Below are 23219 nucleotides of genomic sequence, written 5' to 3'. Positions count from 1 at the left end.
AACCACCTCCTAGTCCCTTATAACATCATTCATGAATAATTGTGTCATTGCATCCTTAAGTGCATTCCCCGACATAGTTTTAACTTCGCCAACAAGCTTTTGCGTACCTTTCTCTCCAGTATCAGCCACAGTAACATAGAGAGTAAACTTAGGGTTGAAGTCAAGTATTTTGCTTGTACTAAGATTATTTATTCTGTTTAAAGTTTCTCTTGAAGAACCATTGTAAGCACCACTTAGTGCAATATCACCTAAACTTGAAAAATCTGGTTTTGTGTTCCATAAACTTTTAATTCCATTGGCTAAACCCAACATTTTTTGTTTTATTGGATTCTTTATTTTATCCCAACCATTTATATAACCCTGTCCTGTATTTGTTGCATATTCTTCGAAGGCAGTTGAAGGAGAATGTATACCTAGAGCTGCTTTAAATGTATCTTTTATAGATTCTGCTATAGAAGCAACTTTATCTTTTATCTTTCCTGCCATACTACTTATACCCTCGAATAACCCTTCGAAAATAAATTTACCTATAGCTTTCATGGCATTTCCTAGTCCAGAAAATATTAGTTTCCAGCCTTCCACTGCTGCTTTAATAAATTCGCCAAAACCTTTAAATAATATTATCCAGCCTTCTACCGACGCTTTAAGGAGTTTACTGAATCCTTCAAAAATTAACCCCCAACCTTTAACTGCAGCACCAATAAACTCTCCTACAGCTTTAAATATACTTTTTATAGCATTTCCAAACCCTGTTGCATACTTTTTGAATGAATCCCAATGTTTTATTACTTCATATACTACAAAGGCAAGTCCTGCTATTATCCCAACCGTAATTAGTACAGGTGGACTGATTAGCCCTGGTAATACTGTAAATGCACTTGCGGCTGTTCGCAACCCACTAAATATTGTGCCTAAACTCCTTACTGCAGTTCCTATCTTCCCTAATGCACCAACTACAGTTGCTGTTGATGTTATAATCTTACCAAATATGATCATAACTGGTCCGAAAGCTGCTGCTGCAAGCCCGAGATAGACAATAAATGTCTGAATAGGCCTAGGTAAATTAGAAAATCCATCAGCCAACTTACCTATAAAATCCGCAGCTTTTCTTATTCCAGGTGCCAAAACATCTCCTATTCTTATACCCATAGTTTCTATAGAGCCTTTCATACCTTCAATAGCACCTTTTAAATTGTCTTGCATGGTACTAGCCATTTCCTTTCCAGCACCATCACAATTTTTAAGCCCTTTTTCAAGTTCATTAAATTTTTCTGGTCCTTGGTCTACCAGAGCAAGCATACCAGACATAGCTTCTTTCAATTTGTTACCCTATAAGCTTTTTATCCTATAGCTCTATATGTTTCCATATAGTTCAGCATATATTTTTACCTTCGTCTTTAATCGTTAAGGTAATCGAGACTCGTGGGGATATTTTTGCTCTCATATCGCTCAATCCCTATGCGTTACAAAGGCAATTTGATATATTGCCCTCTCGGTATTAACATATATAAAAATATAAAAAAGTGCTAATTTAAAGCACTTTCAAGTATAGTTTCTATATTATTAAACTCCCAATATGGTATTCTTAGAAGTTTAATATTATTATCTTTACAATAATTATTTTTAGTCTCATCATTTATCTTTATATTTTTAAATTCCTTTTTATTAAAGCTTGGCTTAAAATGTTGTATGCCATCATATTCGATTACAATATTATAATCCGGCAAATAAAAATCAAATGGGAGTTTTCTTTTGCCGATACAATCATTAAATCTTTTTTCCCTTTCATATAGTATGTGCTTATCATTTAATATGTTAGCGATTTTATCTTCGCCTTTACTTCTTGGCGAGCAAAACACACAAGCTTTATTGGTTAAAAAATTTGTAGGTTCGACTTCCCATGCGTTTCCACACACATTATGTTTTATTAATATTGGAATTTTAGCGCTCTTATATTCTCCTAAAACATAAAATTCATCACCCACTAAATTATAAACTTCCAGTTTGAATTGCCTAGTAGTTTTTTTCATGTTATTGCCATAACATTTAGGGCATTTACAATGTTGATGTAATATTGATGATGGTCTTACATTCCAAGTATAATCACATTCCAAATGCTTAACAGTAATTTTGGAGTTTATGTTCTTATAAGGTGTTAATGCAACATATTCCTCTCCCAAAACTTTACAAAGTTCTTTTTCAAACTCTTCTTGTGTTTTCACAAATTTGTCATGCATTAATTTATTAGAACATTCATTGCAATATTGCTTATTTCTTGCTTCCATTGCCATTAAAGTATTCTCAAACTTATTTCCACATTCGCATCTAAATTTCATTTTAGTTTTCCTATTAACATATTTTGTAGACAATAGTTCGCAATGAGTTGTTTCTTTTATTTTTTGTTTTAATTCTTCTATTGTTCTTTTTCTAGGCATAACAAATAACCCTCCCATAGGTTTTTATTCTCCCAAATATCAAATTTTACTAACAGGAAAGGTGCTTGGGAAAACACCCTTTCGACAAGGCTCATGACTTCCTTATCTATCCTATTTATTATTATACCATATTAACATTATATATAAACTATACTTTTTATACTTAGTCTTCACCGATTTTCCCGATTTTAAGCACAAAGTTTTTCAACTTTGGTCGGCAAAATTCTACCGAAAAGAGTTTGCATAGCACTAGCTTTTTGTTGCTGTGTGAGTCCAGAAGTTTTATCCTTCAAAATTTGAAGCACCTGTCCAAGTGGCAACATTTTCCCCTGGGCATCAAAGAAATTCATTCCCAATTGTTCCATAAGCTGTGCTGCTGCATCAGTAGGGCTTGCCAAATTAGTCAAAGCACTTCTAAGTGTAGTTCCTGCTTGCGAGCCTTTTATTCCAGCATTACTCAATAATCCTATAGCTGCAGTAGTATCTTCAAAAGAAATTCCTAATGCATTAGCTACTGGAGCTATATACTTCATAGCTTCTCCTGTATCGGTTATACCTGCATTAGTGTCTGCTGCGGCTTTCGCCAATACATCCGCAACATGTGTAGCTTGACTTGCCTCCAGCCCAAAACCCCTAAGAGAACTTCCTGCTATATCGGATGCAGTTGCTATATCAACGTTTCCTGCTGCAGCCAAATCCAACATTCCAGGCATAGCTTCCAGTATTTCACTAGTTTTAAATCCAGCAGAAGCTAAATTTTCTTGTCCTTCAGCAGCTTCTGTAGCACTAAATGCTGTATCAGCTCCAAGTTCTATAGCCTGTTCTCTTAATTTATTGAATTCATTTCCTGTTGCGCCACTTATGGCTTGTACAGACGACATTTGAGCGCCAAAATCCATAGATGTTTTTACTGCAGCTGCACCTATTCCAACTAAAGGCAGTGTCACAGCCGCAGTTGCAACGCTACCCGTACTTTGCATTGCTCCGCCTAAACTTTGCATTCTTGTTTCTGCGGAGTTGCTGGAATCCATAAATTGTTTCATTTGTTGTCCTGCACTGCTTAGTCCACTTGTAAATCGAGAGGTATCTAATTCCATAAAAGCAACTACGGTTCCTGCATCTATTGCCAAACTCTCACCTCCCTTTTTAGACATAACAAAAGCACCTACTAACTTTTACTTAGCAAGTGCCTAGATATACTTTTTTAATTTTCTATCTTTTGGGTGCTCTATACCCAGCTGTCTCTGCCTCTTCTACAGTCTTAAACCATACTTCTGTATCTTCTATTTTTGTACTGTCGTAATAAGTTGAACCTGGAATATGGTATATCTTCTCACCAGTGGTTTTGCTGGTATTGCCTTTTATAAGTCCATTTCCACTTGCATCTACATATTGTGCGTTATTACTATTACCTGTACTTGAAGTAGCTGAAATTTCTTGAATTGGTAGTTTTTCTACTTCCTTAATGGGAATTTCCTGAAATACAGATTTGGTAACACTCTTTGGTTCAACTGCTGTAACAGGACCTTGCGCAGATACCTGAGACACTCCATTGTTGCTACTAGCCTTAGTAGTTTGTACAATATCGTACTCTGAAAAAAACATTAGAAAGAACAACAACAAATACAAAGCCGAAGGCAGCCCATATCCTACGCCACCCTGCCATTTTTCCCTAAAAACTATTGGTTTGGCTAAAACAGATATTAGAGCCATACTTAAAAACATAATTCCTGCACAATAAAATATCCACTTAATTATGGTAATCTCCTCCCGAAAACTAATTCCATCCTGTGTTGTAACAATTTACTATATTATAGCAATATTATTCATATTTTGTCCATATTTAATTAATCAAAGAGGTTTATTATGAGCCATCATCCATTCTATTGTTGATTTATTACCCTCCATGGATTTCTTTTCTTTCTGTTTTTCATCTTCCCATTTAGGAGTCTCAGGTTTTTCTTTAGACAATTCATATAGAATATAGTCACATGCTTCATCAAAACAAAAGGCATCATAGCTATTTTCTATGTTTAAAATTTGGCTTGGCCTTAGTTTGTACATTCTTGCCATTGATATTACTGAGACTATCCTCCGCGATTTTACGAAAGGATTTTAGCCCCTCCACCCCCTGCTGGCTATATGCCCACAACTGCATTTTTTGAGTATCTGTAAGTTGTATATCTGCTTCTTCTAACTGTTTCATGGTTGGTTCAACTAAGACATTTTCAGAAATTATATCAAATAGCCCTCCCATTTCTTTTAAATCCATACTAGGCAAATTTCTAGATCCTCCATAGAATAATCCTTTGATTGTTCCTAAAAGCTGATTAGGTATTTGCCCCTTTCGACAAAGCCCCAATATAGATAATCTTTTAACTCTAACATTTATAGTGCCTTCACCTGAAAAATCTTCTATCTGAATTATTTGAGTAGCATTCTTCTTTAGCTCCTCAATATTCGTTACTATCAATTCACTCATTTTAACCCTCCTTATATCGTACTAAATTCAACTGTTACTGCTGTAGTATTCCCACTGCCATCTGCTCTCCTTACTGATTCTGCAATAGCTTCATACGTCACACCTGCTGCTATCGAAGTAGGTACAAAAGTTATTATTTTTTTGGTTGTATCCATAGTTACGTTGCCAGACACAGCTGTTCCATCCGACTTTTTAGTGACTTTAAAGTTAGCGGATGTTACATCTGCGTCAAGTACAGCTTCTGGGAATATCCATGTTACTCTACAATCAGAACTTACTGTTACCCCCGGAGTATCTGTGCTTGAATCCGGTGATGTAGGTGTTGGCGGACTAGGTACCGTTGCTCCAGAACCTCCACCAGTGCTTGTTTCGCCGTTAGGCAGAGTATCTACATATTCAATATATACAGGTTTTTCACCCTTTTTAGGTCTGCTGGTAGATTCAAATTCAGGCACATAAAACTTTCCATCTTCAAACTTAAATTCTACAGGTGTCCCCTTATTGTGTCTAAAGCTAAATTTTACATAGCGAACTGTTGAAGAGTCATAGTCCTTCTCTTCACTGTATAAATTTAAGGTATACGGAATCTTTTTTACTGCTTTACCTACCTCTGCACCCTCATATCCTGTTGAAGTTGTGGTACCTCCATCTACTAATACCATAGTTTCAGGAGAAAATGTATTATCTGTAAGTTTAATATTATAGCCTATGCATATGTCATCTGTTCTGTTTATGGCGATTATTCTGTTTTTAACTCTAAGTATATCTTCTTTCCCTTTGCTTAAATCCGGTTTAATATCTGCTTTTTCAGCTGTATCAAAGACAAAGGATTCGCCTGTAATTTCATTTATAATTTCTCCTAGTGCAATATTAGCAATAGGCATACTTTCTGTAGAAGTTGTTACATCTGACATTCTATTTTACCTCCTTAATCTCTGGAATGTTTGATATTCCAAGGCTTGTGTGTATCCATTTACTGCATTGTCTAAAACTACAGAAGTTATATTACCTGTAGGTCTTATATATTCTTTCAGTTCTCTTAGAAAATCTTGAATCTGTGTTGTAAAAGGCTCTAAATTTGAATAATTTGTTGTAGGGCAATATACCATAATATCTAAACTCTGTGACCCTATTTGATTGCTGCCTTGAAATCCTATCGTTCCAGTATTTTTTACAACAACATAAGGAGATGTACATTTCCCTTGATGTTGTCCTGGGGAATATACATCTACACCTTTACTTTTCAAACATAAAAAAACACGCTCCCATACGGTACGTGGTTCATACAATCCATCTATATAATTTTCAAGTGCATCTCCTGGAATTGCATATCTAAAATTTGCTTCTGCCATTCAAACACCTACTTTTCTAATAAATTAGCCATACCTGTTACAAATTCTGGAGTAAGCTTTCTGACAGTTGGCCTGAGTATTGCATACTTGCCCTCTCTTCCTAATTCTAGCTGTTCAAAAGAAGGAGCTACTTCCATACCGACTTCATTGTCTGTACTTTTACCCTTGGCATGTGCTAATTCAAGATATGGAGAGTAATCCATGTTCCCGGCTACATAGGCAGCACATTTACTTTCATTTTCCCACTTAAAGTCACCTTTTATAGTTTGCCTAGCATTTCCTGTTCTATTATTCCATGGGGCATTATTTTTAGCATAGCTTTCCATCTTTTTACCAGTACTATGGCAGTATACCCCAACTGCTGCTTTCATTTTTCCATTTACTCCACCACTTCCACTGGCAATTTTCTTTAAAAAGTCAGTGGCATCAAATTTAAAGCCATCCACAGCCCTCATTCCTTCCTTTTTAAGTACATATCCCAGACAATATCTTGAATATTTCCTTTGTCAATTATTTCATACGTAACATAATCAAGTTTAAAATAATCATGCTCTTTTATTTTCTTGACTTCATCATCTACTATCATTAGAAATCTATCCTGATAATTCCTATTCAGATTAGCAGCTTCCGTACTATTATTAACTATATTAGAGGTACTTCCTATGTGATAATAACCTTTCACTTTACATACATATTGATCCTTTTCATATTCTCCGAATATATTTTTTCCTTCCCTGAGAATTGTTACTTCTTTCATGAAAGGGGTTATCCTTTTTACAAGCTGATTTCTTATTTTTTGTTTTCTATTTTCATCCCATTTCATTGTCCATCAGCTCTATTCATGCTTGTAATATATTTACCTTGAGGCCTGAACTGCTTTGCAAGTGTAAGCCAGTATTCTCTATTAGAACTCAACTTTATACCTGATATTTCTAATTTATCATCTGCAGCAGCCTTTTTTAGACAGCCTTCATAACTTGCAGCTTGAATATCTCCGTTATTTTTATCTAACAAAAGCTGGAGATCTCCATCATCAAAATAGGGATATTCTTTCTCTTGGAGGTTAAATTTTAAAATTTCTAAATCACTAGCCATGATTTTCACCTACTTAATTATTGGCTGGAGGGGTCTGGTCATCCTGTTCCAGTTGAACTGGTGGAGTATAGCTTATATATCCTTTATTCTGTAATTCTTCTAAATCAGACTGCCTTATATCTAGTTCTTGCCCAATTTTTACTACATCACTATCATATTTTAAGTTCACTTTTGCCTTAACTTTTACATTTCTCTCCTCTTCAGCTGTTGTTTTCTTAGCCATTTATATCAATCCTTTCTTTAAAATAATTAAGCATAGAGATTTTAATTTTCTCTATGCTACTGTTGCAAAAAAACATTCCCCTGCTCTATCAAAAGATGGGCAAACAATTTGTGATATCTTAGTGTCCACTTCAACAGGATCTTCTTTAACCATAGTAGTTATTGCTATTCCAGTTTTAATTACCTGTGTATCAATTTTACCAGATCCATACTCTTTATCAAATTCCTCTGGAGTAACAGCATAAAGAGTTTTCCCTAAAGTGCCAGCAGGTATAAGAGTAACCAAATTATCTTCATAGAAATTCATGGTTACCCCTTCTTCATTCACATAAGTACCATTCAAAATAGCTATTTGTAATCCCAACTTTTTATTTAAGAAAGAAACATAGTCTGAATCAGTTAATATTACTTCTCCTAAAACCCTTGATTTAAGATCGTTCGTTATAGCAGTATTTTGTGTAATATAATTGAATGTTTTTTGTGTTAGTAAAATTCTACTAGGCTTCTCTAAACCTTCATCAGTAAATACCTTCTGCCATCTACTTATATCCCCAACTATATCAGATGAAGGATCACTCCATATTGAAGTGCCAGTTAATACCTCTTTATGTTCGGCTGGTATAATATAGTCAACTACGATATCTCCATCATCTGTTGTTATATTTATCTCACCTTTTTGCATAGCCTGAGCTCTCATTCGGGTTGCCTGGACATCTGCGCCTGCTACTAAAGTCGCATAGTTTTCAAATACAGTTTTAGTTATGAATTCAACCAAGTTTTGATTATTACTATTTTGTGCAATTATTAAATCTCTTCTATCTTTTTCTTTTATCCCTATAGCTTCCTTAAAAAACGGCATTTCTTTCTTTTCAACAGATACATCTGCCTTTAAAGCCCTTACTTTTACAGCTGTATCAAAAGTAGATAACCTTAAAGCTACAGGTTTTTGCTTCGCTCCCTTTGCTATCTCTATTTCTGTACTTAATTGTTTTGTAACCGGAAATAAGGCCTGGTCTATACTTGTTTGTGGTGGTAAGTTCTTAATATATAATGCTATTTCTTTAGAATTTATAAAGTCTTTTAAATCCATTATCATTGCCTCCCTAATATATTATAGAAATTTAATCATATTTAAAGCTGCTATAGCTTCAGTTGAAACAGTATCACCTGAATACTCTTCAATTTTTCCCTTATTGACAAAACCATGTATCATAACTGGAAGTATTTCTGTACCCATAGAATTATTAAAGTCAATATCTTCAAAAAGTATCCCAAAAGATGTTGTGCCATTTGCAGGTTTTCCATCCTTATCTACTAAGGTTCCTGCAAGTAACACTCCATCAACTAGCTTTGCAGTAATATCTGTTTTTGCAACTTTTATATTTATATTTACAAAATGATCCCCTGCTATTTCTCTTATATCTTTTTGTCCTACACTTATCGTTCTTGTACTTTGTCTCATTATTTATAGACCTCCTCATTATTTTAAGAAAAAACTGTCCAAATTTTCACTTGACTTAGCAGCTTCTACTTTTTCTGCAGCCAATCTTTCGCCTAAGCTTTTAGTTTTATTGGCATCAGTTCCTCCACCAAAAGAACCAGGATTCCCTATATTACCAGTACCACCTGGATTATTCTGATTATTATTTTCATCAAATAAATATCCATCAGATTCTTTTACTGCTTCAACCTGTTCTTTAAGTCCGATAAAGTTACCATTATCCTCAAGAGTTAATTTGTCTAAATCCAATAGTCCCTTTAAAACTTTAGGATTTTTAGCTCCTGCAGTAGCTAATTTAGCATCAAGAGCAATATTAAACATCTGCTTCTTATATTCAGCTTCTTGCTTTTCCAAATCCTCTTTATTCTTAGTTTGTAAATCAGAAAGCTTAGTCTTTAGATTCTCATTATCCTTAGCAAGTGGCTTCAAGTCTTCTATTTGCTTGTCTCTATCAGATACACCTTTTTTATAATCATCACGTTCCTTTTTCGTTTGATTATATGTCTCCTTAGAAATATAATCAGAACTATCTACCAGATCTATGTCTTTGTATTTTTTCTGGAGATCTTCTGGTATTTGTGTAAATGAATCTCCTAATATTTCACTTAACTTTGGCATTTACTGTTCCTCCTCGTTTTTATTTATTAAGATATTAATTTTGTCCGTAATTTCCTGTTTTACTTCATCAGGAACTCTTTTATCCTCCACAACTCCTTTCAAAATATTTATAAATCCACTAAAAGCATCAGCTCCCCTAATGTCTACTTTTACAGATAAATCAGCCACACTTTAACCCTCCCTAAATTTAGACATAATAAAAAGCCCTATTTCTAAGACTTAAATCCTACTTGTTTATTTTCATAACATTTATTAATAGTAATAGCTTCAATTCTATCAACATCTAAAGCTACAGTGCCATCTTCATCATCAAATGAAATAATTTTTTCTAACTCATACTCACGATCCTCAAATCTCTTCTGCAACCATTTTATAGTATCTTCATCAGCTGTTCCAGATATAGTTTCGCCACTTTTGAGCCAGATTAAATAGTCTTTCACGCTCAACACCTCTAATCATATTTTTCTCTAAGCTCCTGCATTATTTCTTTATTTTCCTTAACTATCTCATCATATTTCTTCTGCAGCTCTTCTATTTCTTTTAGATTTTTTCTTATCCTTTTGTCTTTGTAAAAAGAAGTATATTCATTTTTGCAGTACGGACAAATAAAATAAATCCTTTGTACATTGTCATCTATCCACTTGGTTTTGAGCTTTTGAATTTTAAATGATTTTCCGCAAGAATTGCAATCTATTTGAGTACTTACAAAATTATTTTTCATGCTAACCTCCAAAAGCAGAAAGTACTTACCATTTTATCTAGTAAATACTTCTAATTTACTTTTTTATCATTTTTATAAGCTATTCTTGCTTCCTCTAATGTCATTTTATTGGGTCCACGCAAATCTGATTCTTTTTCTTTAGAGCCACTATTTTGCCATCCACAGTTATCACAAATATCAAAATAGTCTACTTCTTCACCGCATACAGGACACTTCATAATTTTCCTCCTTATTTCTTATATTTTTTTATCTGGTCTATCCAATATTCATAACCATCTTTGGGTTTAAACAAAGTTGATATTTTTCTATCCGTTCGACCCATCGCAAAATCATTTGTACTATTTCTGTATTTAAATAAAAATCCTGCTTCACCGGCAAAGCCTTCCACGTCTTCGCTTAATGGTGCTGCTAACAGTTCTCTGGCAATATCTAAATATTCATCTTTTGTAATATCACCATATTCATCCAAATGTTTTTCTATATGTTTATTGAATTTCTTTTCGCTAGAAAAATTTGATTCTAACCATTTCTTATTACTTATTATACCATTATTTTGATTATATTCGGTATTGTTTTTATTAATATTTCTTAATAAATCACTCTCTCCACTAAAATAATCACCATATTTGTTATACCATTTATCTAACGTTGGATCATTGTCACCATTTACCCATTTGTTCAACCTTGTACCAATATCCTCTAAGCTGTCATTTAAAATAGGCTCCTGATAGCACATTCCGTTTGGATGATCCATTGGGCAATCTTTAAGTAAATATTCGTTGCCATCTCTTTCTTTACATAAAGGACATGTTCTACCCGGTGCAAATACACTATGCCATCTTACTTTTGTTATGAAAGGATTTCTCTCACAGCTTCTAAGCATAGACAATGTGTAGGCATGGCTTATTGAAGTCCTTGCAAGCCTTTGAGCGTTATAATCTATTGTTTTGGCAGTTCCGGGATAAACCTTCTTCCAGCTCCAATCTTTTTTTGCATCTGGATTTACATAGTCCTGAAGATCCTGTGCTAATTCGTATGCGCTCTTCTTTTCTGCTATACCTTTTTGAATTATTCTATCTATGTCTCCATCTACTTTATTGCCATTAAACCATATTCTTTTACTTAATCCCTTGCCATCCTTATAAAAGTTCCCTGAAACAAGTTCCTGCAATACATCATTTGGAACATTAGAAAACATGTTTTTAAAGCTTGTACTCATGCCTAAACCATATTTCATATTAATCTGGTCAAAGAAATCCAATTGTATGGCAGTGGCATTTTCGGCACTCTTTTTTATATTTCCAGATATTATAGTTTCAATAACCGCATTCATTTCTTTAACTTGTGCCTTGACAGCCTTCTTGTAATCTTTTGCCCATCTTTCTGTCAGACTGCCCTTCTTAGCCTTATTAGCTTTAACCTGAAGACTTTTAGCAACATCTTTATATGTATCTCTTATTTGCTTGTATTGTTCTAAGTTAATTTTAGCCTGTTTTTTTCGAGCATCATCAACTAATCTTTGATATTCATTCAATGAAATCACCTATTCTGTATTATTATCAGCAGGAACCATTTGCTCATTTTCAGCTGCAGTTATATTAGCTATATCCTTAATTATTTCATCCATTTCACCATCTACATCCTCTATATTGGAGAAATCTTTGATATAAGATTTATGGCTTCTTACATTATTCTGAACTTCCTGCATAGCTAAATCTTTCTTGTCGTCTATATCTTCTGGAATAGGATAGTTATGATTAAATACAATATTAAATTGTAAATCATCCCATTTATGATCCCACTCTCTATAACAATTGAACTTACTGCAACATTCAATAATTAATCTGATTAGTTCTTTAATCACGGGTTCCCATGTATTCCACTTCTCGTTACACCTTGCTATTAAATCATTGTAGAGATACTTTAATGCCTTAGCAGAGGGTACCTTCTTAAGTTCTTCCTGTCTTGGCATATCCAGCATCTCATACATATCCTTTTCGGCTCTATCAAGAAACTTTTCTGCAGGTTCCGCAGAGGTAAAAGAACTTTCAAGCCTTTTTGCATCTGCTGTATGCTCATCTATACTTTTTAAAGGTATTATTGCACCTGGAGCCACCTTGCAATTATTTACACTATCTTCATCAGCATCTATGATTACCCTCTCACCGAACATGTTAAACCTAAGTGCATCTGCATAATCAGAAACTTTCCTATTATAACTATTCTGTGCATCTCTAAGTCCTGTTACATCACTTTGTCCATGTATTTCTCCAAGCATTGCATCATTTAATATTACCCATGCAGGTAACTTATCCAACTTTGTATCTATTGTTTCTGTAGAAATAGGTTTATCAAAATTTCCACCAGTAAATATCTCTATTTTATGAGTACAAGTAATTTTCTGCAAAGTATACGTATGTCTGTACCATACTTGCTTATCCTGTTCTAAATCTGCTGTATCAGGTTCTTGAACCACAAGAATAATTTCCTGCAACTTTTTATAATTGCTTGAGGTAGTTCTATAAGTAAAATCATTAATAGAGTTATAAAAAATATTTATAGGCTGCTCTGGATTGGCTTCAATTCTCAAGAGCACTCTTCTCCTTACAGTACAATCTAAAAAAGCCTTTAGAGTATCACTCCAAAAGCCATTGTCTGTGAGTATCTTATCTACAAACTGCCTTAATGCCTCACATTCATCTTTATCCTTTGCATCATAAGGTTTGAACAAAATATCAGGAGGAACACTAAACATAAATCTAGCTTGTTTACGTAGAAGTGGTCCTACTTTATTTCTTATATCCTGTGCAGGTACATAATCTAAATTATCACTAACTGTCCAAGACTGTCCAATGGTATCCGGATCACTTATTGCCCTTTGCTCATCCTGACATTTCCCTTTATAATAAAAGTAATCATTTTTAGCTTGCTTTCTTTCTTTTAATTGTGAATCTGTAAGTTTTAATAGTTGCTGTTTTATATTCATTAAAATACAGTGCCTCCTTTCCTTCTATGATAAATATTACTTTTAAGCCCTCTGCCCTTGTTATAAACACTATCTGCATATTTTTGTTCTTTAATATCAGCAACTTCATAACCATCTAATCCATACCATATAGCACTAAATGTATGAGGATCTATATTAAATTCATCTTCTATAATTTCACCATTTTTATCTATAGCATATGTCAAATCCTTTAATTCATCTACGGTATTAGTACAATTGCTAGAACATACTATTTTCTTGAATCTTTTAACCTTCTTGGTATTCTGCAGCCTTGACCCTGGAAACTTTTTAGCTCTTCTAATGTTGAACCCTTGCTGATTGAAATACTTGATTGTTTTAGGTTCTGCACCATCAGCACGAATAAGTTCTTGAGTACTTTTAAATTCAACTATTTCAATGGCAGTTCTATCATCTGTCATCTGATTCTTGTAATACTCCCAATAGATATAAAGTATCTTTTCATTATCGTCTACAGCTAACCTTAACAAAGCATTATAGGAATCTTCAAACCCAAAATCAAAACCAACTCTTTTAATCGGATCTTTTATATTTCCTATAGCTTGAAGCACTTCATAGTGTGGCCTAACTTCAAATTGAGGAAGTACCCTCCTACCATTTATACCGAATCTACCTTTTCTGGCTATCCTATATAAATCAATATCATAAGTTTTTAATTCTTCTAGCTGCTCTATATAACTTTTAGGCAAAAATAAATTATCATCTGCCAATGAGTGATGATAATAGGTATTATTTCTTACAACTATTCTTTTTTTGTAGAGTTCCTCGTCATCCAGTATGAATATTTTTTTCTTCTCATTTTTAAAGAAGTGCTTGTATGCCCAGTTATCTTTCGATACAGGGTTAGTTGAAAGTATCATATGCAGTGGCAGTCTTGGATGTCTTAAACGTCCTAAAAGTTCTTTGAATCCCTCATATTTAACCTCTGAACATTCCTCAATCCACACTATAGAAACATTGTTTATAGACTTTAGCTTTGAAGGTTTATCCATACCTTTAAATATTATTTTGGAGCCATTAGGAAACCTAACCTGCATTGGTGAAGCTGTAAATTTAATTCTAGTGTCAAGTCCCATGTCTATTACTATTTCCTCTAAAAGTGAATAGCAGCTATCCCTTATAGTATCAAATACTTCTCTAACCACGAGTGCAGTTCTTTTCTCCTGGAGCAATTTAAGTATTAATTTCAATGCCACATGATAACTCTTTGATGATCCATAACCACCAACTAAAAAATAGAATTTATAATCCCAGTTGAAAATAAAATCTTCAAAGCTAGGATTTACTTCTTTTTCTATAAGCATTATTCATCACTTTTTCTTTTTATCATTATTTCTATAGGCTTGTTATCGTCAGGATTTTTAACCTTCTCAATCTCAACCCTAAGTTTTTCCACCCTCAGCCTTTGTTCTTCTGTTGCCATATCTGGATTGTTATGAACCATCTCATCATGCTGCTTGATAAGGCTCCTTAATTCTGACATTGCCCTTGATTGAGCTTTAAGGAATGTAGCTTGCCTGTCCCATGCAAATTGGAACTCATATTCTAATTCTTTCTCTGATTCATTACTAGAGGTTTTCTGTGTGCTTCTATCCTTGGTTTTAATCTTAGACTTTTTAAGCTCCTTAATCATTTCTTCTTTACTCTTAACATCCATAATTCTCTGGGACCTTGCTATGGCCGTATACTGAATTATTATATTTTCCCAGAGCATATCCAAAGGATCTTTAATCATAATATCTTTCACCACCTCCATTGTTTCAGGCGGAAAAATCTTAGAAAAAAAGCCATGGGATTCAGCGTTTTTGTTTCCTTTTGGTACGCTGCTCACATGACCTTTTGAATTCTTATTTTGTGGTTGGCCGCCTTTTTTTCGTTTAGTTGCGCAACTATTCCCGTTTGATTGCGCAACTTTATTTTTATTGTCCCAATTATCCTGAGCTTTCCAATTTCTAACCTGACTTTCGGAAACATTTAAAACCTTTGCTATATCCTTACATAATAGTGTTTTACCCGATTCTAAGTACATTTGTTTAGCTTTATCCCGGTTCGGGCTTCTCTGTCTCGGCATCTCTACATTGTCACCACCTGCCTATTCGTTTTGTTTTGGACATAAGAAAAGAACGAAATTAATCGTCCTTTTTATCGCCCTTTTCTATTTTATTATTATCATTCTTCTTTTCATCTTTATTAAGTAAATAACTAAAATCAGTTAATTCTTTATTCTTCCCTTTATTATTTCTACGTCCCAAGTAAATCACCTCTTACCATATAATAGGATGTATTAATTTATAAGATTTATTTCTATATAAAAATATAGATATCTAAATTAATAGATATCTAAAAATTTAATGGTAGTTGCATTTATATTTTACATGCCCTACAACCACAAGCATAAAGACCATATTCATGATTTCATCCTCATTATGCAGAAACTTTTATTCCACACGATTTTCTAAGTAATTACGTTTGCGTAACTTAATAAGTATATCACTTCATCCATCTAGTGTCAATTATTTCTATAATTCCCTGTATTATTTCCATTACTACCTCACCCTCCTAACAGCACCCTTAACTCTCCTGTAACACTCATGCCGCATCAATTTTTCAATATCAGAAAAGGAGAGGTATTCGCCTCTCCTTGGTTTATCTTTATTTAGTTTTTTATCTTGGTTAAGCTTTTCTTTCAGGATTTCCCTTATTTTCATACCTCTCACCTTTTTTATGTTATAAACTAAATTTTTATTCCATTTTTTCAATTATTTATATCTTTTTACTTGACACGTATAATAAATACGTGTTATAATATAATTGTAAGGAGGAAGGGGATGAAACCAAAACAAATACTCAAACTATTAAAAAATGAAGGATGGATAATAAAACACCAAAATGGTTCACACATCCAATTAGTTCATCCCAATATACCTGGTAAAGTAACAATTCCAAATCACAATAAGGATCTTAAACCAGGAACCCTAAACTCAATACTCAAACAAGCAGGGCTAAAATAAAGCCCTCTTGTAAGATTTTATATAGAATAAATTATAAAAGGAGGTCTTAACTTAATGGATAAATATATATATCCTGCTTTATTTGAATCATCAGAGGATGGAGGGTACTGCATAACATTCCCTGATTTACCTGGATGTATAACTGAAGGCGACACCCTGACTGAAGCTCTTGTAATGGCGAAAGAAGCACTAGAACTTCACTTGTATGGTATGGAGGATGACAACGAAAAACTACCCACACCAACGCCACCCGAAAAAATAAAACCTCAGCTTGGAAGTTTTGTTGTACCCATAGAAGCTTATATGCCCTTGATACGTGAGGAAATGGCTAACAAAGCAGTTAAAAAAACCTTAACAATTCCTTCATGGCTAAATAAAATAGCTGAAGAAAAAAAGATTAATTTTTCTCAAGTCCTCCAAGCTGCTTTAAAGGAACAACTTAATATCAAACGTTAAAATGGATGTGTGATTAACACATCCGTTCTTATTCACTATTAAAATAGACACTGCCTTAACAGTGCCTATCTCTGACATATAAACATATAGTATAATTTTTATTTGCAGTTTCCCGCATTGGCAGCCCTATTTAACCTCGGGGCTAGAGGCATAAGTAAATTGAAAGATTTATTATAAGTTACTATCAGTATAATCCCTGACATTCTCATTATAACTATTATACTACATTTTTGCAATATTTTAATTCCAATCTAATTCCATTTTAATTCCTGTTTAATTCCACCTTAATTCCTGAATAATTCCTAATATTTCTGTTTTACAAGTATAAAGACACTGTAAAATTCAGTTTTGAATAATACAGTATTTAAAAAATTATTTAGTTCTTAGTATCAATACAGACATTATAATTTATAAAATTTCATTGTAATCTGAATATACCATACTAATATTTATATTTACTACATTTTCCTATATCAAACTCCTACCAAATTTTCATGGTTTATTGCCTGTGGGGGCTGTTCAAACCATTCATTATCAATCATGATATTTACACCATCTTTAGAATACTCCATAGCTTCATCTAAATATTTTCTATATGTAGCCTTCAAGTCACTTCTCATTATATTTGCCAATGCTAGCCCTATACTACCTATCTTTAACCTATACATTAGAGAAACTTTACTTAACATAAGTTTCTCTGAAAATGGTGAAATTGTTGAGTCAGTTACATATGAATCCGAAGAGCTTCCAATTGGAATAACTTCATCTACTAAGAATGAATTAAAACCATCATTTTGTTTAGTTGCAAGATTTATAACTCTTGATATATAATTACAAACTTTTTTGTCTTTACACACTTGATTAAAACCAACTAGTAAAGCTCTTCTTATCACGGTATCATTGGTGATAGAAACAATGTCCGTTATTTCATCTGCAAGTAAAGCTCTCTTCTTTCCAAAACTATCTAAAATAAAACTTTTACTTTTTATATATTCAACTTTTTTAGGTACTTCTATCCGAGGTGCTTTAATAAAAATACCCTTTGATAAGCCCAGTTCTGCCGCCCTGTTATAGACGTCAGTACTTTCTTGAATGCATTTTGAGAAATAATCTCTAATATCAGGACGTGTCACATGACCTAAAATCACACTATAGCTACGCACTGCTGATTTTGCCTCATATGCTATATACTGCAAGTAGAGAGTGTCAGAAAATAAACGTGGAGCATTTACATCAATATCGCTGTCTGTAATACCTTCTGGTAAAGGTAGTTTCTCTTGATTAAATAAATTAGTTAATACTTCAATACGCTGATTAAATAAATTTAGAGCATACTGTAAAATATCACGAATTTCATCATCATCAACTCTGTTGGAAAAATATCTAACTATGCGTCCAACTAGATTTCCAGCCATATAAGAGTTCCAAATACCTGATATTTCTGATGCAACTAATGGCGTTTTTGTGGTGTTCCCCATTTATATAACCTCCTAACATAAAAATATTTATAAAATTAGTATTGTAAATTATTTTTATTCTTATACATATAATAATTGTTTTATAAATTTTAATAACTATGTCGACTTAGTAATTAGGCACTAATCCACATATCCCAGTTAACTATATTCTCAATCAACCTATGCCTTCTCTTTGTAACTCCCCCTGGAGACATATTAAATTTTACTCCAACCTGCAAATCTGTTTTCTTGTACTTATACTTATATTTCAAAAACTCCTGGTCCTCAATTCTTAAATCTTTAATATTAGCTTCAATAACAGCATTATCTGCTTCCATATTCCTTAAAGTTTCCTCTATATTTGCAACCTGTTCTCTCTTCCATGACTGCTCCTTAATCAATTTATCCGTTATACGCAGCAAAGTCCTCTCGGCATAACTTTCACCTGTAGGACTTGTCTGGACTCTTTCTTCATATACCATTGAACGTGATTCTTCGGGGAGGTCTACTGCAACATTCTTAAGTTTGTACTCTATTACATCTATCTGACTTTTTAAAACTTCTAACTTCTTATTAAGTACATTAATCTTCTTATCTTTGTTAAAATAATTTCGGAGTTTCTCTTCCATCTCAATGAATTTTATTTCATCCATTATTTAATTCCTCCCCTAAAATCTTATTTCTGATTATGTTACATTTCTCATTTATTCCCAGTATAATAAACCTAATTTTACATATCCTATTTATGCGAAACCTCTTTCGTATGAATATTTTTATATTTTGCATTTACTCCTGAATATAGCCATCATTTTTTCATTATACCGGGGATGGATAATCCCCGGTGTTTAATTCTGCTTGAAATTGCAACTAATCTATATTAAATTCCCTGTATAATAAATTCAATTTTGTATATACTATTTTTATAGAATTATTCTAATTTAGAGATATTTTTATATCTATTAATACTCATGCCGGGGATGAATAATCCCCGGTGTTTGGTTTTACTTAAAATTTCGATTAATCTATATTAAATTTCCATGTATAATAACTTATAACTTTACATATACTATTTGTATATCCATTGAATAATTATCTTTTCAATGTTTATCTTTAACATATTAGTTCCTCATACCAGGGACATACAAACCCCTGGTATTAGCTTTATTAAACTATTTTCAACTTATTCGCTACCATCTACCTTAAAGTCCTGATTGTAAAGGAAATTTATTCTTCCATTGTGTTTGTTCAAGTCTTGCTGCTCCACAATCAAACATAAAAGTAGCCTTTACACCATTTCTATTTTCAACAACTACAGAATCTTGTTCTGTTTCTGTAACCTTTACTAATTCTCCATTTTCAGCGTACCCTGGAGCACCTGCTCCAACTATCCTTAAAATATCTCCCTTTTGTGTTTCTGAATACTTAATCATAAATTTTCCTCCTCGAAAAATATTAGACAACTTTTTATACTTCTTATATCTTCTTGCGAGCCCTTGTTGTATACACTGTCTAGTCACTCCATAAATTTTACCTATTGCATCATACGTAAGTCCCTTATCTCTCAACTCTTTAATTTCTTTCCACGAATCATCTAACGTTACTTTTCTAGATGCCATATAGTTAACACCTTCCTTTATTAATTCATATAAATTTCAGAAGATATCTTTTTAATTGTCAAATTTGAATGTTTTTCACCCCTCCGTTGCTTTAATACTCTTTAAGTTATTTTTTCAAAGTCAACCGATTCAGAATAGTAACCATTTGATTCTCCATACCACCTTATGGTTACATATCCTTTTACTGTTGCTAATTTATAAAACGTCCATGTAAAGCTCTCATCATATTTATCTTTTGGGTTATCTGAATTAGTAGATTCTTCTGCCACTATAATTGGAGAACCAATTAAATCATTTATATCTCCGCATATATCCTCTATGGTTACACTTTCGCAGCAATCTTGATCATGGTACATTTTGTATACACTACCATCATCACAATGGAATAATATTTCATCTGCTGACTTAACCTGAATCTTTATTAATATTTTGCCTTTTAATTCTTTAAAATCCTTATACATATTCATTCCTCCTGTCTAAATTCTTAACTACTTCCTACTCGCATTAAAATTAACCTCTGCACAAGCCTCACAGCCCCTATCAACCAACTTTTTATTGTGCCTGTGAAATCCCTGAACTATGTCAAAATTCTCTCTAAAAAGCTTGGCCAAGATTCCTATACCTACTTGAATAACGTCCAGTACCTCTTCCATTATCTTTTTCTTATCTCCAGAGGAGAGAGCTTCACACAACTCTCCTGCCTCCTCTAAAACTTTATCCTTCCAATCTTCCCAAGACATTGTACGATTGTCTATTTTATTGCCTTTGCGGTCTATCAATTTTCTAAGCACCATTAGTTTTAGTTTCAATGTGTTCACCTCTCCAAATTTCGCTTCCTTTAACGAATACTATCAATATATTTTTTACGCAATCTTTGTTTTTCTGCTCTTCCACATTTAACACACAAGCCACTATATCTGCCTATTGATGAATGATAACTTTCAATAACCACATTCTCATCTTTACAGTTTTTACACGTCCCATAATTAGCTTTACGTGTTGAATAAGTTATTGAAACTTCCCTACTCGCATAAAATGATTTTCCACATTCATCACACTCTATTAATCCTAAAGCTTCATCATCACCATATTCCCAACTGTCAGTAAATTCTTGACCACAAAATGGACAAACAATTTCATCTGTACATTCATGGTTTATATCCTTACACTCCATACCTTATACCTCCTTCAATATTTTCAGTTCTACCTCTGGATATCTCAATTTAAACTGCTTGTACGTCCTCTTCCATTGTGCTGACTCATAACCTTTGGTATCCTCAACACTGTAGGTACCATCCTTATTCAAAACCAGAAAATCAGCAGTATAAGTTATAGCTCTTTCTTCTCCTTTACCTTCCTGAAGAATAAACTCCGGCTGCAATATAAATCCTGCGATTTCCCCAGCATAGAATAAAAGTTTTAACTGGCAGTATCTCTTCATTTCCAGCTGACTCCTGAAATACATTCCATCATGCCATGCACCCTTATTCCTGTATTTCTGCTTCTTTACTTTTGGTTTCTCTACCTTCTGACCTCTCTTTTTGAGGTATTCCTGGTATTGTTCCTCTGTCCAGTTCATCCATCTTCATTCCTATCTGATTACCAAATTTTATAGGTTTGGCTCCTCTTATGATTTTCAACTTACTCATAATCTCATTTCCCTTATTTCATATCACATATTTCTATTTCATCTTCATTAAATCCGAATCCATCATTACCCAAATTCACTTCTTCTATGAAATCTTCTACACAATCATATCCACTTTCTTGCGTTGTTTCTGGATCATTTTCCCATGCATACTTGCATAATCCTTCTAAGTTTTTTTCTCCTTTTTCCCCATCTATAGAAATTAAATTATAACCAGTGCCAATTTTAAATACTATTAGTTTTTTATCTTTTAGGTATCCATGCCAAGGTTCTGTGACTTTTTTCAACTTGCCCATTTTTATACAATTGACCAGAAAATTTTTCTCACTTTCCAATATCTTTACCTCCTACCACACTATTACTCTAAATCTCTCATACAGTCCTTTTAAACCCATTCCAATTTCAAAGCGATAAAATTATTTTGTCCCCTTTTCTTTAGAATTTGCTATACCTATGGCTTAAATTGACTGTTATTTGTATAATTAAACAACCCGAACCTCTCCCACGCAGAACTCATCATACCTAAAACTTTCTCTTCGGTCTTTTCCATACTTCTTCCACTTGACCAGAACCAAATAGTCTGTCTTGTTAGCTACAACTCCACTTATGACTTTATATTTCCCACGACTGCGTTGCACCTTTAGAGTTATCTTCTGCCCTAGTCTAAAATCATTTCTCATCCTCCGAATACTATCAATGGTACAGAATGAATCTTTGGGAAGCGTAGGTAACTTACGCTGGATGGGCAAACCTAATTCGCCTCCTATCACACTCACAAGAGAAGTACTGCACCCTAATTTCTTTGCCATATCCTTTTTGTACATGATTTCCCAGTTATCTCTTACAAAGTCCAGGGTTTCTTTTTTTCTTTCGAATGCAACTGCCATTTTTCATCACCCCTTTCTAACAAATTCTCGCATCCTGTAATTATGCTCGTCACCCTCAAAAACTATCATGTTATCCCCGCAAGATTTAAATATTCTTCCTGCCAGCGCATCACTAAGCTCCATAAGAATTTCCTGTGTACATTCCGTACTTATCAGGGTTGGCATATTGTTAAGAGACCTGTAATTTATAATCGGCATTATGTGTTTTATGTCAGTTTCTGTTAGAACAGCTTTTTTCCCATACCGGTCCTTAATCAGGTTTCCATTTGCAACCTTGTCCTTGAACAAATCGTCCATAATCAACACTTTTGCTTTCTTATACCTGTCAGATAATCTCAAGTAGTATTCATCATCATTGACGTTTGCCTTAAGCTCTCTCATGGCTTCAAGATAAGGCATATATATAACCTGTACAGGATTTTTCCGGTTTAAAAGTGCTGCACCTATGGCAATTGCTATATGGCTTTTTCCTGCCCCGGGTTGTCCGAATAAACCAAAGCTGTTTTCTTCGGTGTTCTTGATGCTTTCAAAATTGCGTATATAGGCTTTAGCCATGTATAAAGCCTTCTTGGTAGCATCATCATAGCCCTTGTAATCATTCAGAGCTTTCACCCTTGATGGGTCTACTCCAAAACTTTTCCAGAGCATTTTGGCATGTTCTTTTTCATAGCAACTGCACCTTTTGTATCCTGT

37 protein-coding genes are annotated in these 23219 nt (G+C 33.6%); 2 read left to right on the top strand and 35 right to left on the bottom strand.

Going from position 1 to position 23219, the window contains the following annotated elements; all coding sequences use genetic code 11:
• Nucleotides 1-9: 9 nt before the first annotated feature.
• The 24 genes from BS101_RS22120 to BS101_RS23610 all read right to left on the bottom strand — a co-directional run bounded on the left by BS101_RS22120 (nucleotide 10) and on the right by BS101_RS23610 (nucleotide 16210).
• Nucleotides 10-1320, bottom strand: coding sequence for a phage tail tape measure protein (locus BS101_RS22120; protein ID WP_073541592.1), 1311 nt, complete (start codon nucleotides 1318-1320; stop codon nucleotides 10-12).
• Nucleotides 1321-1526: 206 nt separating this feature from the next.
• Nucleotides 1527-2435 (bottom strand): hypothetical protein, encoded by a 909-nt coding sequence (locus BS101_RS22115; RefSeq protein WP_156876155.1) that lies wholly within the window; start codon nucleotides 2433-2435, stop codon nucleotides 1527-1529.
• Nucleotides 2436-2623: 188 nt separating this feature from the next.
• Entirely contained in the window at nucleotides 2624-3589 is a 966-nt protein-coding gene (locus BS101_RS22110) for a phage tail tape measure protein (RefSeq protein ID WP_242951501.1), read from the bottom strand.
• Between the two features lie 58 nt (nucleotides 3590-3647).
• A complete protein-coding gene (locus tag BS101_RS24695) occupies nucleotides 3648-4160 on the bottom strand; it encodes a hypothetical protein (protein ID WP_073541588.1) in 513 nt (170 codons plus the stop codon).
• Between the two features lie 295 nt (nucleotides 4161-4455).
• Nucleotides 4456-4917, bottom strand: coding sequence for a hypothetical protein (locus tag BS101_RS22095; protein ID WP_073541586.1), 462 nt, complete (start codon nucleotides 4915-4917; stop codon nucleotides 4456-4458).
• A gap of 11 nt (nucleotides 4918-4928) precedes the next feature.
• Nucleotides 4929-5831, bottom strand: coding sequence for a hypothetical protein (locus BS101_RS22090; protein ID WP_083585848.1), 903 nt, complete (start codon nucleotides 5829-5831; stop codon nucleotides 4929-4931).
• Nucleotides 5832-5837: 6 nt separating this feature from the next.
• On the bottom strand, nucleotides 5838-6269 hold the full coding sequence (locus tag BS101_RS22085) for a hypothetical protein (protein ID WP_073541584.1): 432 nt from the start codon (nucleotides 6267-6269) through the stop codon (nucleotides 5838-5840).
• A gap of 8 nt (nucleotides 6270-6277) precedes the next feature.
• Nucleotides 6278-6724 (bottom strand): hypothetical protein, encoded by a 447-nt coding sequence (locus BS101_RS22080; RefSeq protein ID WP_242951500.1) that lies wholly within the window; start codon nucleotides 6722-6724, stop codon nucleotides 6278-6280.
• Nucleotides 6721-7092 (bottom strand): hypothetical protein, encoded by a 372-nt coding sequence (locus BS101_RS22075; RefSeq protein ID WP_073541582.1) that lies wholly within the window; start codon nucleotides 7090-7092, stop codon nucleotides 6721-6723. The genes BS101_RS22080 and BS101_RS22075 overlap by 4 nt, the downstream gene beginning before the upstream one ends.
• Nucleotides 7089-7364 (bottom strand): hypothetical protein, encoded by a 276-nt coding sequence (locus BS101_RS22070; RefSeq protein WP_073541580.1) that lies wholly within the window; start codon nucleotides 7362-7364, stop codon nucleotides 7089-7091. Before BS101_RS22070 ends, BS101_RS22075 begins: the two co-directional genes overlap by 4 nt.
• 13 nt (nucleotides 7365-7377) lie before the next feature.
• The gene (locus BS101_RS22065) at nucleotides 7378-7587 is read right to left on the bottom strand and encodes a hypothetical protein (RefSeq protein ID WP_073541578.1); all 210 of its coding nucleotides are present in this window, start codon (nucleotides 7585-7587) and stop codon (nucleotides 7378-7380) included.
• A 51-nt stretch (nucleotides 7588-7638) separates the two neighbouring features.
• Complete coding sequence (locus BS101_RS22060; protein ID WP_073541576.1) at nucleotides 7639-8676, bottom strand: major capsid protein; 1038 nt, start codon at nucleotides 8674-8676, stop codon at nucleotides 7639-7641.
• Between the two features lie 21 nt (nucleotides 8677-8697).
• Complete coding sequence (locus tag BS101_RS22055) at nucleotides 8698-9048, bottom strand: hypothetical protein (protein ID WP_073541574.1); 351 nt, start codon at nucleotides 9046-9048, stop codon at nucleotides 8698-8700.
• 18 nt (nucleotides 9049-9066) lie between these two features.
• Complete coding sequence (locus BS101_RS22050; RefSeq protein WP_073541572.1) at nucleotides 9067-9705, bottom strand: phage scaffolding protein; 639 nt, start codon at nucleotides 9703-9705, stop codon at nucleotides 9067-9069.
• On the bottom strand, nucleotides 9706-9873 hold the full coding sequence (locus BS101_RS23115) for a hypothetical protein (protein ID WP_156876154.1): 168 nt from the start codon (nucleotides 9871-9873) through the stop codon (nucleotides 9706-9708).
• Nucleotides 9874-9917: 44 nt separating this feature from the next.
• Nucleotides 9918-10154: a hypothetical protein gene (locus BS101_RS22045; protein WP_198039635.1), complete on the bottom strand. Its 237-nt coding sequence runs from the start codon at nucleotides 10152-10154 to the stop codon at nucleotides 9918-9920.
• A gap of 2 nt (nucleotides 10155-10156) precedes the next feature.
• The gene (locus BS101_RS22040; protein WP_156876153.1) at nucleotides 10157-10426 is read right to left on the bottom strand and encodes a hypothetical protein; all 270 of its coding nucleotides are present in this window, start codon (nucleotides 10424-10426) and stop codon (nucleotides 10157-10159) included.
• Between the two features lie 50 nt (nucleotides 10427-10476).
• A complete protein-coding gene (locus tag BS101_RS22035; RefSeq protein WP_073541566.1) occupies nucleotides 10477-10644 on the bottom strand; it encodes a CPCC family cysteine-rich protein in 168 nt (55 codons plus the stop codon).
• Nucleotides 10645-10655: 11 nt separating this feature from the next.
• A complete protein-coding gene (locus BS101_RS22030; protein ID WP_073541564.1) occupies nucleotides 10656-11960 on the bottom strand; it encodes a hypothetical protein in 1305 nt (434 codons plus the stop codon).
• A gap of 9 nt (nucleotides 11961-11969) precedes the next feature.
• Complete coding sequence (locus BS101_RS22025) at nucleotides 11970-13412, bottom strand: phage portal protein (protein WP_073541562.1); 1443 nt, start codon at nucleotides 13410-13412, stop codon at nucleotides 11970-11972.
• The gene (locus tag BS101_RS22020; protein ID WP_073541561.1) at nucleotides 13412-14755 is read right to left on the bottom strand and encodes a PBSX family phage terminase large subunit; all 1344 of its coding nucleotides are present in this window, start codon (nucleotides 14753-14755) and stop codon (nucleotides 13412-13414) included. Before BS101_RS22020 ends, BS101_RS22025 begins: the two co-directional genes overlap by 1 nt.
• Entirely contained in the window at nucleotides 14755-15522 is a 768-nt protein-coding gene (gene terS, locus BS101_RS22015) for a phage terminase small subunit (protein WP_073541559.1), read from the bottom strand. The genes BS101_RS22020 and terS overlap by 1 nt, the downstream gene beginning before the upstream one ends.
• Before the next feature lie 58 nt (nucleotides 15523-15580).
• Nucleotides 15581-15703 carry a hypothetical protein gene (locus tag BS101_RS24340; RefSeq protein ID WP_278335257.1) on the bottom strand — a complete coding sequence of 41 codons (123 nt, stop codon included), beginning with the start codon at nucleotides 15701-15703 and terminating at the stop codon, nucleotides 15581-15583.
• A gap of 294 nt (nucleotides 15704-15997) precedes the next feature.
• Nucleotides 15998-16210 carry a hypothetical protein gene (locus tag BS101_RS23610; RefSeq protein WP_198039640.1) on the bottom strand — a complete coding sequence of 71 codons (213 nt, stop codon included), beginning with the start codon at nucleotides 16208-16210 and terminating at the stop codon, nucleotides 15998-16000.
• A gap of 69 nt (nucleotides 16211-16279) precedes the next feature.
• On the opposite strand from BS101_RS23610, the gene BS101_RS22010 reads away from it, so the two are divergent.
• Together BS101_RS22010 and BS101_RS22005 are read left to right on the top strand one after the other, a co-directional pair.
• Entirely contained in the window at nucleotides 16280-16462 is a 183-nt protein-coding gene (locus tag BS101_RS22010) for a type II toxin-antitoxin system HicA family toxin (protein ID WP_073541546.1), read from the top strand.
• 54 nt (nucleotides 16463-16516) lie between these two features.
• Complete coding sequence (locus BS101_RS22005; protein ID WP_073541544.1) at nucleotides 16517-16918, top strand: type II toxin-antitoxin system HicB family antitoxin; 402 nt, start codon at nucleotides 16517-16519, stop codon at nucleotides 16916-16918.
• Nucleotides 16919-17391: 473 nt separating this feature from the next.
• On the opposite strand, the gene BS101_RS22000 is transcribed toward BS101_RS22005, so the two are convergent.
• The 11 genes from BS101_RS22000 to BS101_RS21955 form a co-directional block, all read right to left on the bottom strand.
• Nucleotides 17392-18396: a DUF3231 family protein gene (locus BS101_RS22000; RefSeq protein WP_073537069.1), complete on the bottom strand. Its 1005-nt coding sequence runs from the start codon at nucleotides 18394-18396 to the stop codon at nucleotides 17392-17394.
• 113 nt (nucleotides 18397-18509) lie between these two features.
• Nucleotides 18510-19028: a hypothetical protein gene (locus tag BS101_RS21995; RefSeq protein WP_073541542.1), complete on the bottom strand. Its 519-nt coding sequence runs from the start codon at nucleotides 19026-19028 to the stop codon at nucleotides 18510-18512.
• Between the two features lie 546 nt (nucleotides 19029-19574).
• Nucleotides 19575-19991 (bottom strand): hypothetical protein, encoded by a 417-nt coding sequence (locus tag BS101_RS21990; protein ID WP_073541540.1) that lies wholly within the window; start codon nucleotides 19989-19991, stop codon nucleotides 19575-19577.
• Between the two features lie 101 nt (nucleotides 19992-20092).
• On the bottom strand, nucleotides 20093-20452 hold the full coding sequence (locus BS101_RS21985) for a DUF7448 domain-containing protein (protein WP_073541538.1): 360 nt from the start codon (nucleotides 20450-20452) through the stop codon (nucleotides 20093-20095).
• A 27-nt stretch (nucleotides 20453-20479) separates the two neighbouring features.
• Nucleotides 20480-20809 carry a MazG-like family protein gene (locus BS101_RS21980; protein ID WP_156876152.1) on the bottom strand — a complete coding sequence of 110 codons (330 nt, stop codon included), beginning with the start codon at nucleotides 20807-20809 and terminating at the stop codon, nucleotides 20480-20482.
• 20 nt (nucleotides 20810-20829) lie between these two features.
• Entirely contained in the window at nucleotides 20830-21165 is a 336-nt protein-coding gene (locus BS101_RS21975; protein WP_073541536.1) for a hypothetical protein, read from the bottom strand.
• A 3-nt stretch (nucleotides 21166-21168) separates the two neighbouring features.
• Nucleotides 21169-21432 (bottom strand): DUF1064 domain-containing protein, encoded by a 264-nt coding sequence (locus BS101_RS21970; protein ID WP_242951327.1) that lies wholly within the window; start codon nucleotides 21430-21432, stop codon nucleotides 21169-21171.
• Between the two features lie 43 nt (nucleotides 21433-21475).
• Complete coding sequence (locus tag BS101_RS24125) at nucleotides 21476-21640, bottom strand: hypothetical protein (protein ID WP_242951506.1); 165 nt, start codon at nucleotides 21638-21640, stop codon at nucleotides 21476-21478.
• Nucleotides 21641-21653: 13 nt separating this feature from the next.
• Nucleotides 21654-21974 (bottom strand): hypothetical protein, encoded by a 321-nt coding sequence (locus BS101_RS21965; protein ID WP_073541534.1) that lies wholly within the window; start codon nucleotides 21972-21974, stop codon nucleotides 21654-21656.
• Between the two features lie 147 nt (nucleotides 21975-22121).
• On the bottom strand, nucleotides 22122-22526 hold the full coding sequence (locus tag BS101_RS21960; protein ID WP_073541532.1) for a hypothetical protein: 405 nt from the start codon (nucleotides 22524-22526) through the stop codon (nucleotides 22122-22124).
• Nucleotides 22527-22532: 6 nt separating this feature from the next.
• Complete coding sequence (locus tag BS101_RS21955; protein WP_242951505.1) at nucleotides 22533-23174, bottom strand: ATP-binding protein; 642 nt, start codon at nucleotides 23172-23174, stop codon at nucleotides 22533-22535.
• Between the last annotated feature and the right edge of the window lie 45 nt (nucleotides 23175-23219).

The sequence above is a fragment of the Clostridium kluyveri genome (assembly GCF_001902295.1).
Classification (GTDB): Bacteria; Bacillota; Clostridia; order Clostridiales; family Clostridiaceae; genus Clostridium_B; species Clostridium_B kluyveri_B.
The sequence above is the reverse complement of the archived record's forward strand: the minus strand, read 5'-3'. Positions and strand labels throughout refer to the sequence as shown.

What these genes read in the sequence shown, in the direction of transcription:
- BS101_RS22075 (WP_073541582.1), bottom strand. Translation starts at nt 7,092, where the DNA reads ATGAAATGGGATGAAAATAGAAAACAAAAAATAAGAAATCAGCTTGTA.
- BS101_RS22020 (WP_073541561.1), bottom strand. Translation starts at nt 14,755, where the DNA reads ATGCTTATAGAAAAAGAAGTAAATCCTAGCTTTGAAGATTTTATTTTC.
- BS101_RS22040 (WP_156876153.1), bottom strand. Translation starts at nt 10,426, where the DNA reads ATGAAAAATAATTTTGTAAGTACTCAAATAGATTGCAATTCTTGCGGA.
- BS101_RS24125 (WP_242951506.1), bottom strand. Translation starts at nt 21,640, where the DNA reads ATGAGTAAGTTGAAAATCATAAGAGGAGCCAAACCTATAAAATTTGGT.
- BS101_RS22035 (WP_073541566.1), bottom strand. Translation starts at nt 10,644, where the DNA reads ATGAAGTGTCCTGTATGCGGTGAAGAAGTAGACTATTTTGATATTTGT.
- BS101_RS21975 (WP_073541536.1), bottom strand. Translation starts at nt 21,165, where the DNA reads ATGGAGTGTAAGGATATAAACCATGAATGTACAGATGAAATTGTTTGT.
- BS101_RS22085 (WP_073541584.1), bottom strand. Translation starts at nt 6,269, where the DNA reads ATGGCAGAAGCAAATTTTAGATATGCAATTCCAGGAGATGCACTTGAA.
- BS101_RS22060 (WP_073541576.1), bottom strand. Translation starts at nt 8,676, where the DNA reads ATGGATTTAAAAGACTTTATAAATTCTAAAGAAATAGCATTATATATT.
- terS (WP_073541559.1), bottom strand. Translation starts at nt 15,522, where the DNA reads ATGCCGAGACAGAGAAGCCCGAACCGGGATAAAGCTAAACAAATGTAC.
- BS101_RS22005 (WP_073541544.1), top strand. Translation starts at nt 16,517, where the DNA reads ATGGATAAATATATATATCCTGCTTTATTTGAATCATCAGAGGATGGA.
- BS101_RS21955 (WP_242951505.1), bottom strand. Translation starts at nt 23,174, where the DNA reads ATGCTCTGGAAAAGTTTTGGAGTAGACCCATCAAGGGTGAAAGCTCTG.
- BS101_RS21970 (WP_242951327.1), bottom strand. Translation starts at nt 21,432, where the DNA reads ATGAAGAGATACTGCCAGTTAAAACTTTTATTCTATGCTGGGGAAATC.
- BS101_RS21990 (WP_073541540.1), bottom strand. Translation starts at nt 19,991, where the DNA reads ATGGCATCTAGAAAAGTAACGTTAGATGATTCGTGGAAAGAAATTAAA.
- BS101_RS22065 (WP_073541578.1), bottom strand. Translation starts at nt 7,587, where the DNA reads ATGGCTAAGAAAACAACAGCTGAAGAGGAGAGAAATGTAAAAGTTAAG.
- BS101_RS22000 (WP_073537069.1), bottom strand. Translation starts at nt 18,396, where the DNA reads ATGGGGAACACCACAAAAACGCCATTAGTTGCATCAGAAATATCAGGT.
- BS101_RS22055 (WP_073541574.1), bottom strand. Translation starts at nt 9,048, where the DNA reads ATGAGACAAAGTACAAGAACGATAAGTGTAGGACAAAAAGATATAAGA.
- BS101_RS21995 (WP_073541542.1), bottom strand. Translation starts at nt 19,028, where the DNA reads ATGGATGAAATAAAATTCATTGAGATGGAAGAGAAACTCCGAAATTAT.
- BS101_RS22070 (WP_073541580.1), bottom strand. Translation starts at nt 7,364, where the DNA reads ATGGCTAGTGATTTAGAAATTTTAAAATTTAACCTCCAAGAGAAAGAA.
- BS101_RS22095 (WP_073541586.1), bottom strand. Translation starts at nt 4,917, where the DNA reads ATGAGTGAATTGATAGTAACGAATATTGAGGAGCTAAAGAAGAATGCT.
- BS101_RS22090 (WP_083585848.1), bottom strand. Translation starts at nt 5,831, where the DNA reads ATGTCAGATGTAACAACTTCTACAGAAAGTATGCCTATTGCTAATATT.
- BS101_RS22115 (WP_156876155.1), bottom strand. Translation starts at nt 2,435, where the DNA reads ATGCCTAGAAAAAGAACAATAGAAGAATTAAAACAAAAAATAAAAGAA.
- BS101_RS22080 (WP_242951500.1), bottom strand. Translation starts at nt 6,724, where the DNA reads ATGAGGGCTGTGGATGGCTTTAAATTTGATGCCACTGACTTTTTAAAG.
- BS101_RS22025 (WP_073541562.1), bottom strand. Translation starts at nt 13,412, where the DNA reads ATGAATATAAAACAGCAACTATTAAAACTTACAGATTCACAATTAAAA.
- BS101_RS21985 (WP_073541538.1), bottom strand. Translation starts at nt 20,452, where the DNA reads ATGTATAAGGATTTTAAAGAATTAAAAGGCAAAATATTAATAAAGATT.
- BS101_RS22050 (WP_073541572.1), bottom strand. Translation starts at nt 9,705, where the DNA reads ATGCCAAAGTTAAGTGAAATATTAGGAGATTCATTTACACAAATACCA.
- BS101_RS21960 (WP_073541532.1), bottom strand. Translation starts at nt 22,526, where the DNA reads ATGGCAGTTGCATTCGAAAGAAAAAAAGAAACCCTGGACTTTGTAAGA.
- BS101_RS24695 (WP_073541588.1), bottom strand. Translation starts at nt 4,160, where the DNA reads ATGTTTTTAAGTATGGCTCTAATATCTGTTTTAGCCAAACCAATAGTT.
- BS101_RS22110 (WP_242951501.1), bottom strand. Translation starts at nt 3,589, where the DNA reads ATGTCTAAAAAGGGAGGTGAGAGTTTGGCAATAGATGCAGGAACCGTA.
- BS101_RS22010 (WP_073541546.1), top strand. Translation starts at nt 16,280, where the DNA reads ATGAAACCAAAACAAATACTCAAACTATTAAAAAATGAAGGATGGATA.